Source organism: Nonlabens sp. Ci31, assembly GCF_012974865.1.
In the GTDB taxonomy this organism is placed as follows: Bacteria; Bacteroidota; Bacteroidia; order Flavobacteriales; family Flavobacteriaceae; genus Nonlabens.
Genome location: NZ_CP043633.1, coordinates 2,523,404 through 2,538,769 on the forward strand (window position 1 = coordinate 2,523,404; position 15,366 = coordinate 2,538,769).

Sequence of the window (15,366 nt, forward strand, 5' to 3'; positions counted from 1 at the left end):
CTACATAACCACATAACTTAAAACAAATGAAAGGAATAATTTTAGCGGGTGGTTCGGGAACAAGATTACATCCATTAACCCTAGCAGTCAGTAAACAACTTTTACCTATTTATGATAAGCCTATGGTGTATTACCCGCTTTCTGTTTTAATGGAAGCTGGTATTACAGAGGTGCTATTGATATCCACACCAAATGACCTTCCTAATTTTGAACGTTTACTTGGTGATGGAAGTAAGTTTGGCATCTCGATCTCGTACAAGGTACAGCCTAGCCCAGACGGTCTCGCACAAGCATTTATTCTCGGTGAAGAATTTATAGGGGATGATGCTGTAGCTTTGGTTTTAGGAGATAATATTTTTTATGGAGCTGGATTTTCTGATTTATTGGAAGAAGCAGTACAGAAAGTGACTCAAAAAAATGTGGCTGTTGTATTTGGTAATTATGTAAAAGATCCAGAGCGTTATGGTGTGGCAAGTTTTGATGCTAGTGGTCAACTGAGCAGTATTGAAGAAAAGCCTACCAATCCTGCATCCAACTATGCCGTAGTAGGTCTTTATTTTTACCCCAATTCAGTTATAGAAGTGGCAAAAGGATTAAAGCCATCTAAGAGAGGCGAATTGGAGATCACTGCGGTCAATCAGTATTATTTAGAGAATAAGAGTTTAGAAATGCAAATACTGAGTCGCGGCTTTGCCTGGTTGGATACCGGGACGCATGAAGCACTTACTGAGGCAACGGAATTTGTAAAAGCGGTAGAAAAACGTACCGGCCTTAAAATAGCTTGTTTAGAAGAGATGGCGTTGATCCAAAAAAGGATTACCGCAGAAGATCTTTTTAGTAGAGTTGAACACTTAAAAGGAGATTACTACGACTATATCAAAGAAGTAGTTCTCAGAAACAGAAAAGCGAATTAATTATTTATAGTTCTGCAAGTTGTTTTCAGGCCTGTGCTAAGAAGAAACTTACTACCTTTGGTGCTGACTTTTCGTAAAAATAACAGATTAAAATACCACTAGAAAATTGACACAAGACAAGATACTTATTACCGGCGCCGCAGGATTTATAGGGAGCAACTTAGCTGATTATTTTGTGGGAAAAGGATATGTGGTTGTTGGATTAGATAATTTTTCCACAGGTCATTTCAAGAATATTCAACAACTAAAAGAGAAGTCCAATTTTCAATTTATCGAAGGAGATATAAGAGATATGGAGGTGTGCGTCAAAGCGGTAAAAGGTTGTCGATACGTATTGCATCAAGCAGCATTAGGAAGTGTTCCTAGATCTATCAAAGACCCCATTACTACCAATGATGTAAATATCAGCGGTTTTTTGAACATATTGACTGCTTGCAAGAATGAAGAGGTTGACAAGTTGGTATATGCAGCAAGTTCTTCTACTTATGGTGATTCCAAAGCCTTACCTAAAGTGGAAGATCAAATAGGGAAACCACTATCCCCATATGCGATAACAAAATATGTAAATGAATTATATGCAGACGTTTTTTATAAAACGTACGGACTAAAAAGCATTGGTTTACGGTATTTTAATGTGTTTGGTAGAAGACAAGATCCCAATGGGGCCTATGCGGCAGTAATTCCCAAATTTATTGCTCATCTTATGAATAGGAAGTCCCCAATTATCAATGGAGACGGAACATTTTCAAGAGACTTTACCTATATAGATAATGTGATACAAGCAAACGAACTGGCTATGTTGTCTACTCAGGAAGAATCTAATAATTGCGTATTAAATATTGCTTTTGGTGAGCGAACTACGATTTCAGATTTAGTTCAGACATTAAAAGATCTATTGAGTCGTTCCACAAAAAGTATACAGAATTTAAAAATCAATTATGGACCAAATCGAGAAGGTGATGTGCCTCACTCCTTAGCATCTATTCAAAAAGCTAAAGATGTCATAGGTTATGATCCTCAATACAGTTTACAAGATGGTTTAAAGGAGTCTATCAAATGGTACCAAGATAACTTGTAAGCCGCAATGCCAACTAAGATGAAAAAAATAGCAGTTATAGGTTTGGGTTATGTGGGATTGCCATTGGCAAGACTTTTTGCTACAAAATATAGTGTACTGGGCTTAGATATAAATAGAAGCAGAATAGACAATTTACAAAAGGGAATAGACGATACTCTTGAGGTAGAAGAAGAGTTGTTAAAGTCTGTTCTAAAGTCTGAAAATTCAAATGCTAACGGCTTGTACTGCTCATTTGATTTGGAGGAGTTGGAAACAGCAACTATTTATATAGTAACGGTTCCTACTCCAGTAGATACTAAAAACCAACCAGATTTAACAGCTTTGGTTAAAGCGAGTGAGACTGTTGGTAAGTATTTGAGTAAAGATGATATTGTAATTTATGAATCCACAGTTTACCCAGGAGCCACAGAAGAAGTATGTGTTCCCATTCTTGAAAAGCAAAGCGGTTTAAAATTCAATAAAGACTTTTTTGCTGGCTATTCTCCAGAGCGCATCAATCCAGGAGATAAATTACACAGAATAGAACATATTTTAAAAGTAACTTCAGGAAGCACCCCTGAAATAGCATTAATGATCGATGATTTATACGCATCGGTGATAGCTGCAGGTACCCATCTTGCGCCTACTATCAAGGTTGCTGAAGCAGCAAAAGTGATAGAAAATGCGCAAAGAGATATCAACATTGCTTTTGTAAATGAATTGGCTAAAATTTTCAACTTATTAGACATTGATACCCAAGCAGTGCTAGAAGCAGCAGGTACCAAATGGAATTTTATAAAATTTCAACCAGGATTGGTAGGTGGTCATTGTATAGGTGTTGATCCGTATTACTTGGCTCAAAAAGCACAACAAGTAGGCTATAACCCAGAGATCATATTAGCTGGTAGAAGGGTCAATGACAGTATGGGTGAATATGTAGCCAGTCAGACCGTAAAGCTTATGCTGTCTAGAGCGATCATCCTAAAAAATGCAGCAATTTTAATTTTGGGGATTACATTTAAAGAAAATTGTCCTGATGTGAGGAATACAAAAGTGGTGGACGTGGTATCAAGTTTAAGAGAATTTGGCCTACAAGTAGATATCCATGATCCCAATGCAGATCCTATAGAAGTGCAAAAGGAATACGGTTTAGAGTCCATGCTAGGATTGCCTCAGAAAAAATACAGTGCGATTGTATTAGCAGTGGCACATCAACAGTTTTTAGATTTGGACCTTTCAGAATTACTAGAACCTAACGGGGTTGTATATGATGTGAAAGGAGTTTTAGGATCTAAAGCAGATAAGAAATTATAATATGAAAATAAAAAATATTTGTTGTATCGGAGCTGGTTATGTAGGAGGTCCTACGATGACCATGATTGCTGCTAAATGCCCTAATATTACCGTAAATGTAGTGGATATCAATGAAAAACGCATAGCGGCATGGAATGATCTCGATGTGGAAAACATTCCTATTTACGAACCAGGACTATCGGAACTGGTGAGTCAAACAAGAGGTAACAACCTGTTCTTTTCTACCGATGTGGATGCGGCAATCAAAGCTGCTGACATGATTTTTATATCGGTGAATACGCCTACAAAAACCTATGGTGTAGGAAAAGGTATGGCCGCAGACCTAAAATATATCGAGCTTTGTGCCAGACAAATAGCCGCAGTAGCGACTACAGATAAAATAATAGTTGAAAAGTCCACCTTACCGGTGAGAACGGCAGAGGCTTTAAGAAGTATACTGGACAATACTGGAAACGGAGTGCAATTTGACATTCTTTCCAATCCAGAATTCTTGGCAGAAGGAACAGCAGTTTCTGATCTTCTCAATCCAGATCGAGTATTAATAGGTGGCGAGCAAACAGAAAATGGGAAAAAAGCTCAAAAAGCATTGGTGGATGTGTATTCTAATTGGGTTCCTAAAGATCAAATATTAACCACTAATGTTTGGTCAGCCGAGCTTTCTAAGCTTACTGCAAATGCCTTTTTAGCGCAACGGGTAAGCAGTATAAACGCTATATCAGAGCTATGTGAAGTCACGGAAGCAGATGTAAATGAAGTAGCTAGAGCAATAGGAGCCGATTCTAGAATAGGATCTAAATTCTTAAAAGCATCTGTAGGTTTTGGAGGTTCTTGTTTTCAGAAAGATATTTTAAATCTTGTTTATATATCCCAGACCTATGGTTTACAAGAAGTAGCCGATTATTGGGAGCAGGTGATTATTATGAACGATCACCAGAAAAGGAGGTTTGCTAAAAAAATAGTAAAGACCTTGTTCAACACCGTATCTGGCAAAAAAATCGCTTTAATGGGTTGGGCTTTTAAAAAGGATACCAACGATACAAGAGAGTCTGCCGCTATTTATGTGGCCGACTACCTATTAAACGAACAAGCAGAAATTACGGTCTACGATCCGAAAGTTACCGCAGAACAAATTTATAGTGATCTCAATTATTTGGGCACCCGAACAGATGAAGAGAATCGAAGACTTCTTAAGGTAGTCACCGATCCTAAAGCAGCGGTAGCAAAGGCTCATGCGACAGCCATATTGACAGAGTGGGATGAATTTAAAAATTTCAACTGGAAAGAGACCTATGACAGCATGCTCAAACCAGCATTCCTTTTTGATGGTCGCATGTTATTAGATCATGAGGAGTTGCAACGCATAGGCTTTGAGGTGTATACCATAGGTAGAGGTTGATTTTGCTTTTGTGATGTTCGCTTTCGCGAAATCGAACATGATGAAGTTGATGCCGCACTCGTTGCGGCACGAAAGTGGAAACAATATAATAAAATGAATCCCAATAATAGTCCTGAGAAGTGACTACATTTGAAAAAAAATTAATTAATAGGAGCACGATTTATTGCAATTCGATGGATGCTAACTCATTAATATAACTATAATAATTGAAGCTTTAATAAATAATGAATATTTTAAATCTAATAGGTCGTGAGCATCTTCTTTTTGAGAGTGATATTAAACGTAATGAAAATGAATTATTAGAAAAAGTAAGGTCAAGTTCTTTTCTTGTTTTAGGTGGGGCTGGTTCAATAGGTCAAGCAGTTGTAAAAGAAATTTTTAAAAGAAATCCTAAGAAATTACATGTTGTAGATATCAGTGAAAATAATTTAGTGGAACTAGTTAGAGACGTAAGAAGTTCTTTTGGGTATATAGATGGGGATTTTCAAACCTTTGCCTTAGACATAGGTAGTATAGAATATGATGCATTTGTAAATTCAGATGGTGAATATGATTACGTTTTAAACCTAAGTGCACTAAAACATGTGCGAAGTGAAAAGGATCCCTTTACGTTAATGAGAATGATTGATGTAAATATTTTCAATACCTATAAGTCAATACAGCAATCTATTGACAAAGGAGTTTCCAAATACTTTTGTGTTTCCACTGATAAGGCTGCAAATCCAGTTAATATGATGGGAGCTTCCAAGAGAATTATGGAAATGTTTATTATGAAAACTAGTCAAGAAATAAATATCTCAACAGCCCGCTTTGCAAATGTTGCTTTTTCTGATGGGTCCTTATTACATGGTTTTAATAAAAGAATTGAAAAGCTTCAACCTATTGTAGCACCAACTGATGTAAAAAGATATTTCGTAGTTCCACAAGAGGCAGGTGAACTATGTTTAATGTCTTGTTTATTAGGTCAAAATAGGGACATCTTTTTCCCTAAATTAAGTGAAGGGCTAGATTTAATATCATTTTCTGATATAGCAGTTAATTACCTTAAGCAAATAGGATATAAGCCGTTTCTATGTGATTCTGAGCAAGAAGCAAGAGACTTAATGGAGACACTACCTAAAGAAGGTAAATGGCCTTGTTATTTCACAGTTTCAGATACAACTGGTGAAAAATCATTTGAAGAATTCTATACAGATAATGAAACGATTGATTTAAATCAATTTGAAAATTTAGGTATTATTAAAAATGAGTATGTGGAAAGCGATAAAAAAATCTCATATTTTGAGAATTCTATAAAGAATATGAAAGATTCTAAACAGTGGAAAAAATCTCACATAGTAGAATTGTTTAATCAAATTTTACCTAACTTCAATCATGAAGAAAAGGGAAAATTTTTAGATAGTAAAATGTAATATGATGCTTAATTACGATATGATTATCGATAACATACGGGATTTGTTTAATGAGCCTAAAGAGTTTATACCTTTGCATGTTCCGCATTTTTCAGGAAATGAGAAGAAATATGTTAATGAGTGTATAGACTCTACATTTGTTTCCAGTGTTGGTAAGTTTGTCGATCAATTCGAACTTGCAATAGCCAAGTATACAGGTGCCAAAAGATGCGTGGTTTGTGTAAATGGAACTAATGCAATCCACCTTGCTTTAATAGCCAGTGGCGTTGATGCAGGTGACGAAGTTTTAACTCAACCATTAACTTTTATAGCTACAGTTAATGCTATATCATATGCACAAGCAACACCTGTGTTTGTCGATGTTGATAAAGATACCATGGGAATGTCACCTACTTCTTTAAGAAAGTTTCTAGAAGAGGAAACAATTATTAAAGAGGGCAACTGTTACAGCAAGACAACAGGAAGTAAGATCAGTGCTTGCTTACCTATGCACACCTTTGGACATGCAGTTCGTATTGATGAAATAAAAACAATATGTGAAGAATTCCATATAATTTTAATAGAAGATGCTGCTGAAGCTATCGGTAGTGTTTATAAAGGAAAACACTTAGGAACTTATGGATTATTGGGTACATTCAGTTTTAACGGAAACAAAACAATTACTACTGGTGGTGGAGGTGCTATAATTACAGATGATGAAGAATTAGCTGATAAGTTAAAGCATCTTAGTACCCAAGCTAAAGTTCCCCATAAATGGAAATATGAACACGATCAAATTGGGTATAATTATAGAATGCCCAATATTAACGCTGCCTTAGGATTAGCTCAAATTGAAAATTTAGATTATATCCTTAAGCAAAAAAGAAAATTAGCAAAATCTTATAAACAGTTTTTTACTTCTTTAGAGATAGACTTCTTTGTAGAACGTGAGAATGAATTATCTAATTACTGGTTGAATGCAGTAATTTTAGAAAATAAAGAGCAACAACAAATTTTCTTAACAAAGCTAAACGATGCTGGCGTTATGTGTCGACCTATTTGGGAATTAATGACGGAGATGGTGATGTTTAAAGATTGTCAAAAAACGAACCTAGATAATGCGAGGTGGCTTTCAGATCGTGTTGTTAATATACCTAGTAGTGTTGTAATTTAATGTGGAACTTGTATAGAAGTTTTGGTAAATAACATTTTATAAAAAGGTCGATATTGTCGTGCAATATTTCATATCGTCTCATAAATATTTAAGGAAAAAAGAATGAAAATAGGTTATTTTGCTGACGGGCCTTGGTCCCATGAAGCTTTTAAAAAAATACAAGCAGATACCAGGTTTCAAATAGAGTTTATTGTTCCTAGATATGACACAAAAGATAACACTTTGGAAACTTTTGCATCAAATCACAATATACCATATTTTAAATTACAGAATGTTAATGATAAAATTTCACTTGAAAAAATAGAATCTTTTTCTTGTGATATTCTTGTTTCCATGAGTTTTAATCAGATCTTTCGTAAAGATATTATTAATCTTACTCCGAATGGTATAATAAATTGCCATGCTGGTAAATTACCATTTTATAGAGGAAGGAATATTCTTAATTGGGTATTGATCAATGACGAAGATGAATTCGGGATTACAGTTCATTATGTTGACGAAGGTATAGATACTGGCGATATAATACTGCAGAAATCATATAGCATTAATGAAAGTGACGACTATTCAACTTTATTAAGTAGGTCTTACATTGAATGTGCTAATATCCTATATGATGCTTTAATTTTATTTATAGATGGAGATGTTCCTCGTATTAATCAAGCAACTATACATCCTTTAGGGATGTACTGTGGTAGACGTGGAATGGGGGATGAGATTATTGATTGGAATCAAACATCAAGAGAGATCCATAATTTTATTAGGTCTGTTTGTAGTCCTGGTCCACTCGCAACTACTTATAGTAGAGATACTGAAGTTAAAATTAATAAATCAAAGTACTATAATAATGCTCCTAATTATATCGGTAAAGTAGGACAAATTTTATCAAAAACAGCAAATGGATATTTGGTGAAAACTAAAGATTCATACATCGAAATTTTCGAAGTTCGTTCCGACAGGAAATTGATAGTAGGAAATTGTTTGTTAAATAAATAATTAAAGGATGAATAGAACACTCATAATTGCAGAGGCAGGAGTTAATCATAATGGTGACATTCAGATGGCTAAACAATTGGTAAACGCGGCAGCAGCCGCTAAAGTGGATTACGTAAAGTTTCAAACCTTTAAGGCTGATAAGTTAGTTACTAAAAAAAGTAAAAAGGCAGATTATCAAATTATTAATACTGCCGATGGAGATCCTTCACAATATAACATGCTTAAAGCATTAGAGCTGACTGATGAAATGCATGATGAACTGATCGCTTACTGTAAAACTAAAGATGTAAAGTTTTTATCTACAGGATTTGATCAAGATAGTCTAGCTTATTTAAAAGATAAGGGTATCACTTTGGCAAAAATCCCATCAGGTGAGTTAACTAATCTTCCTTATTTAAGGACTGTTGCTAATTTATTTCAGGATGTTATTTTAAGTACTGGAATGGCAACTTTAAGCGAGGTGAAGGAAGCTTATAATATACTTCTAGATAATGGAGTTAGTCGCAATCGAATAACCATTTTACATTGCAATACAGAATATCCTACACCGATGGTAGATGTAAACCTCTTAGGTATGTTAGATATTAAAGAAAAGTTGAACTGCTCTGTTGGATATTCTGATCATACTTTAGGGATAGAAGTCCCGATCGCCGCTACGGCTTTGGGTGCCGTTGTAATTGAAAAACATTTCACTCTGGATAGAAACTTACCAGGACCTGATCATAAAGCTTCTTTAGAACCAGATGAACTCAAACAAATGGTGCAGTCCATAAGAAATATTGAGACGGCTTTAAGTGGCTCTGGTGTCAAAGAACCATCACCATCTGAATTAAAAAATAAACCAATTGCAAGAAAAAGTATTGTAGCCATACTACCTATCGAACAAGGTGAAACGTTCACTCTTCATAACATAGGAGTAAAACGACCAGGCACTGGAATAAGTCCTATGAAGTGGGACGAAGTTTTAGGTTCAAGTGCTTTAAAAAGTTTTAATATTGATGATTTAATAGAATTGTAAATGAAAGTTGCTGTTGCTACTGGTACTCGTGCTGATTTTGGTTTATTAAGGCCATTAATACAAGAATTGAAGAATGATCATTTCTTCAAGTTGTCTCTTTGGGTAACGGCCATGCATCTATCTGATAGATTTGGTAATACCATTAATGAGATAATTGATTCTGGTTTTGAAATTGATCACAGAATTCCTTGTCTTGAAGAGGATGATGATAGTGTTGCAATTAGCAAAACAATTTCTAGAGCCATAGATGGATTTGCTCAAGTTATTCAAAAAGACACACCTGATTTTCTAGTAATATTAGGAGACAGAACAGAAATGCTAGGAGCTGCAATTGCTGCTACCGTGGGAAACTTACCTATCGTACACATACATGGAGGAGAAACAACCATAGGGGCATATGATGAAAGTATAAGGCATAGTATCACTAAGATGAGTTACATTCACTTTACAGCTTCTCAGGAATATAAAAATAGAGTCATACAACTTGGAGAGTACCCTAATCGTGTTTTTAATGTAGGCGCTATAGGAATAGATTCTATTAAGAATTTACCTTTACTTAGTACAAAGCAACTGGAAGAAGATTTAAATTTTAAATTTGATCATAGAAATATTTTAATTACTTATCATCCAGTTACTTTAGAGTCTTCAAGTGCTTTGAAACAGTTTCAGTTCATTCTCAAAGCATTAGATGAGCTTAAAAATACCTTTCTAATATTTACTCATGCAAATTCAGATAAGGACGGAAGGGTTATTAATAGTATGATTGATGAATACACTGAATTGAATAAAAGTAAATCTATAGGTGTAAAATCTTTAGGGCAATTAAGATATTTTAGTATGCTTAAAAATGTTGATGTAGTTCTAGGAAATAGTTCCAGTGGAATTTTAGAAGTTCCCTATTTTAACATACCTACTATTAATGTAGGCGATCGACAGACAGGTCGTCTGATGTCCAAAAGTGTCATACAAAGTTCTAACGATCTTGAAAATATTAAAAAATCGTTGAAATTAAGTTTAGATCCCGCTTTCGCGAAAGCAATAAAAAACCAACCTCATATATATGGAGAAGGTACTGCGACTCAACAAATCATTAAGGTTCTGAAAAATATAAAGATTACATCGTTGAAAAAACCATTTTACGACCTGCCTAAATAAAATTTATGGATTTGAACCAAATTACTATAGAATCAAAAGCCACTGTTCTTGAGGCGCTCAACAAGCTCAACCAAATAAGAAAGGTGAGTAGGTTGATCTTATTCGTTAAAAATCAGAAGGGAAAAATTATAGGTTCCATAACAGATGGTGACATAAGAAGATCACTGTCATTAAATCAAGATCTTCAAAAGTCCGTTGAAGAAGTATGCTTTAAAGGCTTTGTACATCACTTTGAGAACAATGATTTTATAGACTTGTCAGTTTATAGAGCGCAGAATATTAAAATATTACCAGTTTTAAATAATAATGGAACACTTTCCAGAGTTATAGATTTAGAAATTACTCAATCAACACTTCCTCTTGAATGTATGATTATGGCTGGTGGAAGAGGGAAAAGGCTTAGCCCTCTTACAGATACTATTCCTAAACCCATGTTGCCTTTAGGAGGCAAGCCTATTATAGAGCACAATATAGACCGATTGATCAGTTATGGAATTAAGAAAATTTACATATCTGTTAAGTATCTTGGGGAACAGATAGAGTCCCACTTTGGTGATGGCTCTTCAAAGGGTATTAGTATAGAGTACATTTGGGAAGATGAGCCTCTAGGAACAGCTGGAGCATTAAGATTAGTAGATAAATTCAATTCTGATTATGTTCTATTAATGAATAGTGATTTATTCACTAATGTTAATTTTGAGGAGATGTATTTACTAATTCTAAAAGAAAAGGCAGATATGGTTGTTGCCTCCACAGAGTATAAAGTAGACGTGCCCTATGCAGTTTTTGAAACTAAAGGTAATAAAGTAAAAGCATTTAAGGAAAAACCTTCCTACGTGTACCAATCTAACGCAGGGGTATATATGTTAAAAAGATCCCTAATTGATCAAATGACTAAAAATGAATATTGCGATATTACAGAGGTCATGGAAACCTTAGTTCAGGATGGTGGTAAATTAGTCTATGATCCTATATTAGGTTTTTGGATAGATATAGGTAAACCCACTGATTATAAACAGGCCCAAGAATTTATAAAGCATTTTAAATGATTTTAGTGATAATACCAGCTAGAGGTGGGTCAAAAGGTATACTCAAAAAAAATATCAAGTTGTTAAATGGCAAGCCATTAATCAACTATACTATTGAGGCTGCTAGAAAATGTTTTGAAGACACACAAATTTGTATAAGTACAGATAGTCAAGAAATAATAAAAGTTGTTGAAAAAACGGGGCTAAAGGTACCCTTTATTAGACCCAGTCATCTAGCTAATGATCAAGCTACAAGTGAATCTATCATTCATCATGCCATTGAGTTCTATGAAGCAAAAGGAATACATGTTGAGCACGTGATACTATTACAACCTACATCTCCATTACGTAATGAAATTCATATCAAAAGTGCTCTTTATCAGTATCTAAAATCTGACAAGGAAATTGAAATGCTTGTATCTGTGAAGATTACAGATTCTAATCCATATTATGTTTTAGCAGAAGAAGATAAAAGCGGATATTTAATTAAATCGAAAATTTCAAATGCTACCAGAAGACAAGATGTTCCCATAGTTTACGAGTATAATGGAGCAATTTATATCTACAAAACTGAAGCTTTAAAGCAAAAATCGATTAAAGATTTTGATAAAATTGTTAAATATGAAATGGATGCAATAAGTTCTGTGGACATAGACGTTCCTCTCGATTGGAACTGGTGTGAATACCTTTTAAGTAATACAAATAAATAAGTTTTACTGGTCACTTTATTTGTGTAGTCCAATAAATCCATTAATTATTTTAAAGGTTTTCGCTCTCGCCAAGGCCTTATTAAGATTCAAAATCAAAATCCATCATTTTTAATTCACTTCTTTCAAAATAAAGGCAATGAATTTATATCAATTAATAAGGGAATAAGTTTAAGAAAAAATATGACGTTGAAATAAAAGTTTTTTTTAATTGAGGTTTCTATTTAGGGCGATTTCTAAAAAGCAGAATGTATCTTCGCCCAAAATACAAGGAAAATGTTTTAGTCAAGCAACCCTCTTTCAGGATTATATTGGTATTATAACTAAGTTATGATATATATGTAGTTCCCTTGTAAGCTTAATTGAGAATAAGCTTACTACATTTATGCTAAATAGCACCTATGAAAATTAAATATTATAATAATAGCGGTTTTTAACCATAGATAGATGTTATATATATATATTACTTATTTTTTGATTTCAAAGAAGGTAAGCAACATAGTCGTTTTTCTTTTAGCCTTAATCATAATATCCTATATTGCAGCTATTGTAATAGGTAAGCTTTATGTCGTTGAGGATTTAATAGATGTTCTCCATATTATCTTTACTGCGACAATTCTTTTGATTTTTATCCACGGATTTAATAACTATAAAAATCTTACACAAATAGATTCATACTATGATAACAGCAGCTTCCAAAAGTTAATTAAAATTTTAATTTTTATAGGCCTAGTTACATTTTTAATTAATGCGTTTATTACTTATAAGGCATTTAATGCGCTAATAGCAGAAACAGTAGTCGTAGAAGAGTATAAAAATGAAGGAGGTGCGGCATCTTATTTAGAAACTTGGGTTAACCCATCGATTTTATTTTTATCTAGATTATTATCCCCTATTGGTTATTTTTCTCTAGGATTGCATTTTTTCTTTTTAGCAAAAAGGGAAAAGATGAAAACTTTTATCTTTTTTTTGATTTCCTTAAATATACCTTTACTCGGTTTTCATGGCTTGTCCAGATCAGCTGCGGTACAGTTTCTATTAGTTTACTTTTTTTACTTATTATATTCGCTACCTTCTTTAAGTAAAAAAGTAAAAAGAAGATTTATTGTTTTTGGTGGGATATTCTTAATAGGGGCCGTATTCTTATTAAACATAATAACAACATCTCGATTTGAAAGTTATTATAACATACCAATAGAAAGTAGTATTCAAAATAATGAGTTGTATTCAGTTTTTGATTATGCATCTCAATGGAACCAAAACGGAATCGTCGTAATGGATAGGTTTTCATACGATAAATTAATGTACGGAAAATCTACGACTCCAATTATTGAGTTCGTCGGTGAAAGAATAGGTCTTGAAGTTGTTAAACTTCCAGAACTCAGATTTCAATACTTAGGTGATGATTATGACCATACCTTCAATGGAGTAGTTGCCACTTTACTATACGACTTTGGCTATGTGTTTACATTTTTATTTGCATTACTTTTTTACAAAATAGTAAAGAAAAACGCTCCAGTAAATGGAGTGATTTCGTTGGATAAGTTTATTTCATTCGCTTATCTAATACCTTTACCATTAATGTTTTTTTCTAATAATGTGTATTCTAATCTGTCAATGAATTTAGGGGTTATTTATTTTTTAATAATCACCTTCTTTCTAAAACGTTCTAAAAAATAAATTTAATGAATAAAACTATATTTTATTTTTATTCCTCTCTAAATGGCTCTATGCTTGGAGTGCTTCTAGATGAAGCTAAGAAATTAATTGAAACAAAACAGTCGAAAGTTTATTTTGTTATGTGCGAAGGCTTTTTTGATCACTGCCTTTCAAACCCTACGGGTAATGTTGGTATTTGTAAACTTTGTAAAAGTCAAACAAGAAAAATTATTTTAGATACTCTAGGAGATGATGTAATAATTTTGAAGCTTTCTGATTACTGTAATACAAATTTATCAAAAGATGAAATAATTATAGAGTCGGCTGAATCGTTAAAACGATTCAGGTATAAAGATGTAGGTATCGGCTATGCCACATTATCCAGTTATGTGCATTTGACAAGAAATCAAAAACCAAAAATAGATCACGAATCTCTGGGTTATTTTAAGAATCAACTTTTTCAATCCATTAAATTAGTTGATGCTTTTGAAAATATTATCGATGATATCAGGCCTAATCGTATTTGTAGCTTTAATGGAAGATTTAATGAAATAAGGCCTGTTTATGAAATAGCAAAATTAAATCAAATAGAAGCTTTTCTTTATGAATTTGAACCTTTAGTTGATGGTACTAGTGCAAAAGTTGTATTTAAAAATATTCTTCCCCACAGCGTTATAGGCAACAGATGGAAATTTGATTTTTGTTGGAATGATATCAATTTGATGCCTGGCGAAAATGCTAAACTTGCCGAAGAGTTTTTTCATAACAAAAGAAACGGAATTGCTGCAGGTGACAAGGTTTACGTCAAGGGTAATGCTTCAGGTGTCCTGCCAGAAAATTGGGATAACACTAAAAGGAACATTGTGATTTTCAACTCTAGCGAGGATGAATATGTCTCAATTGGGGAGGAGTGGGAAGACCTAACTCTTTTTGAAGAGCAAAAAGATGGTCTAAAATTCATTTTTGAAAAATTTAAAAATAACACTGATGTTCATTTTTATTTAAGAGTTCATCCAAATTTAAAATCAATATCATATAAGTATCATACCGACTTATATGATTTTAATGAGAAATATTCAAATGTGACAATAATCGGGCCTTCAGAAGAAATAAACTCTTACGACTTGTTAGATGCAAGTGAAAAGGTTGTTGTTTTTGGGTCTACAATCGGGTTAGAAGCAGTTTATTGGGGGAAACCGGTCATATTGCTGGGTTGCTCTTGGTACTATTATGAAGATATTTGTTATATACCCAAAACTAAAGATGAGTTTGTTGAATTGATTTCAGAAAATCTTAAACCTTTACACAACTTAAGTATTTTGAAACTTGGGTTGTTTTTCTATCATAGGAATTCTACTTACATCGAAAATAAACCAGTGTATAGTCATGTAAACTACAATTCGGTCAAATACCAATTTTTAAATAAAGTAGTGTTTGGATACAATTATCAAAAAAAATACAAATCAGTTAAGATTCAAGCTTTTTATATCGCGGTATTAAAACTTATAAGTCTATTCTTATTTAAGAACAAGTATATATTACCAACAAAAGAAGAGTAAA

The 15,366-nt window shown here is 33.5% G+C and carries 13 protein-coding genes; all 13 read left to right on the forward strand.

Annotated features, from left to right (window positions below):
• The first annotated feature begins 26 nt into the window (after window positions 1-26).
• The 13 genes from rfbA to F0365_RS11215 all read left to right on the forward strand — a co-directional run bounded on the left by rfbA (window position 27) and on the right by F0365_RS11215 (window position 15,365).
• A complete protein-coding gene (rfbA, locus tag F0365_RS11155; protein ID WP_169933757.1) occupies window positions 27-914 on the forward strand; it encodes a glucose-1-phosphate thymidylyltransferase RfbA in 888 nt (295 codons plus the stop codon).
• A 106-nt stretch (window positions 915-1,020) separates the two neighbouring features.
• The gene (locus tag F0365_RS11160; protein ID WP_169933758.1) at window positions 1,021-1,992 is read left to right on the forward strand and encodes an SDR family oxidoreductase; all 972 of its coding nucleotides are present in this window, start codon (window positions 1,021-1,023) and stop codon (window positions 1,990-1,992) included.
• 18 nt (window positions 1,993-2,010) lie between these two features.
• Complete coding sequence (locus tag F0365_RS11165; RefSeq protein WP_240961609.1) at window positions 2,011-3,285, forward strand: nucleotide sugar dehydrogenase; 1,275 nt, start codon at window positions 2,011-2,013, stop codon at window positions 3,283-3,285.
• A 1-nt stretch (window position 3,286) separates the two neighbouring features.
• Entirely contained in the window at window positions 3,287-4,681 is a 1,395-nt protein-coding gene (locus tag F0365_RS11170; RefSeq protein ID WP_169933760.1) for a nucleotide sugar dehydrogenase, read from the forward strand.
• 224 nt (window positions 4,682-4,905) lie between these two features.
• Entirely contained in the window at window positions 4,906-6,093 is a 1,188-nt protein-coding gene (locus F0365_RS11175) for a UDP-N-acetylglucosamine 4,6-dehydratase (protein ID WP_206071278.1), read from the forward strand.
• 4 nt (window positions 6,094-6,097) lie between these two features.
• Complete coding sequence (locus F0365_RS11180; RefSeq protein ID WP_169934842.1) at window positions 6,098-7,246, forward strand: LegC family aminotransferase; 1,149 nt, start codon at window positions 6,098-6,100, stop codon at window positions 7,244-7,246.
• A gap of 102 nt (window positions 7,247-7,348) precedes the next feature.
• Window positions 7,349-8,239 carry a methionyl-tRNA formyltransferase gene (locus F0365_RS11185; protein WP_169933761.1) on the forward strand — a complete coding sequence of 297 codons (891 nt, stop codon included), beginning with the start codon at window positions 7,349-7,351 and terminating at the stop codon, window positions 8,237-8,239.
• A 7-nt stretch (window positions 8,240-8,246) separates the two neighbouring features.
• On the forward strand, window positions 8,247-9,257 hold the full coding sequence (gene neuB, locus F0365_RS11190) for an N-acetylneuraminate synthase (RefSeq protein ID WP_169933762.1): 1,011 nt from the start codon (window positions 8,247-8,249) through the stop codon (window positions 9,255-9,257).
• Window positions 9,258-10,412: a UDP-N-acetylglucosamine 2-epimerase gene (gene neuC, locus F0365_RS11195; RefSeq protein ID WP_169933763.1), complete on the forward strand. Its 1,155-nt coding sequence runs from the start codon at window positions 9,258-9,260 to the stop codon at window positions 10,410-10,412. It abuts the gene before it with no gap.
• A 5-nt stretch (window positions 10,413-10,417) separates the two neighbouring features.
• The gene (locus F0365_RS11200; RefSeq protein ID WP_169933764.1) at window positions 10,418-11,461 is read left to right on the forward strand and encodes a nucleotidyltransferase family protein; all 1,044 of its coding nucleotides are present in this window, start codon (window positions 10,418-10,420) and stop codon (window positions 11,459-11,461) included.
• On the forward strand, window positions 11,458-12,150 hold the full coding sequence (locus tag F0365_RS11205; RefSeq protein WP_169933765.1) for a cytidylyltransferase domain-containing protein: 693 nt from the start codon (window positions 11,458-11,460) through the stop codon (window positions 12,148-12,150). The genes F0365_RS11200 and F0365_RS11205 overlap by 4 nt, the downstream gene beginning before the upstream one ends.
• A 444-nt stretch (window positions 12,151-12,594) precedes the next feature.
• On the forward strand, window positions 12,595-13,827 hold the full coding sequence (locus F0365_RS11210; RefSeq protein ID WP_169933766.1) for an O-antigen polymerase: 1,233 nt from the start codon (window positions 12,595-12,597) through the stop codon (window positions 13,825-13,827).
• A 5-nt stretch (window positions 13,828-13,832) separates the two neighbouring features.
• Entirely contained in the window at window positions 13,833-15,365 is a 1,533-nt protein-coding gene (locus F0365_RS11215; protein WP_169933767.1) for a capsule biosynthesis protein, read from the forward strand.
• Window position 15,366: the final 1 nt, after the last annotated feature.

Coding starts and splice junctions, on each gene's coding strand:
- neuB (WP_169933762.1), top strand. CDS start 8,247: ATGAATAGAACACTCATAATTGCAGAGGCAGGAGTTAATCATAATGGT.
- F0365_RS11165 (WP_240961609.1), top strand. CDS start 2,011: ATGAAAAAAATAGCAGTTATAGGTTTGGGTTATGTGGGATTGCCATTG.
- F0365_RS11210 (WP_169933766.1), top strand. CDS start 12,595: ATGTTATATATATATATTACTTATTTTTTGATTTCAAAGAAGGTAAGC.
- rfbA (WP_169933757.1), top strand. CDS start 27: ATGAAAGGAATAATTTTAGCGGGTGGTTCGGGAACAAGATTACATCCA.
- F0365_RS11200 (WP_169933764.1), top strand. CDS start 10,418: ATGGATTTGAACCAAATTACTATAGAATCAAAAGCCACTGTTCTTGAG.
- F0365_RS11170 (WP_169933760.1), top strand. CDS start 3,287: ATGAAAATAAAAAATATTTGTTGTATCGGAGCTGGTTATGTAGGAGGT.
- F0365_RS11205 (WP_169933765.1), top strand. CDS start 11,458: ATGATTTTAGTGATAATACCAGCTAGAGGTGGGTCAAAAGGTATACTC.
- F0365_RS11215 (WP_169933767.1), top strand. CDS start 13,833: ATGAATAAAACTATATTTTATTTTTATTCCTCTCTAAATGGCTCTATG.
- neuC (WP_169933763.1), top strand. CDS start 9,258: ATGAAAGTTGCTGTTGCTACTGGTACTCGTGCTGATTTTGGTTTATTA.
- F0365_RS11185 (WP_169933761.1), top strand. CDS start 7,349: ATGAAAATAGGTTATTTTGCTGACGGGCCTTGGTCCCATGAAGCTTTT.
- F0365_RS11175 (WP_206071278.1), top strand. CDS start 4,906: ATGAATATTTTAAATCTAATAGGTCGTGAGCATCTTCTTTTTGAGAGT.
- F0365_RS11180 (WP_169934842.1), top strand. CDS start 6,098: ATGCTTAATTACGATATGATTATCGATAACATACGGGATTTGTTTAAT.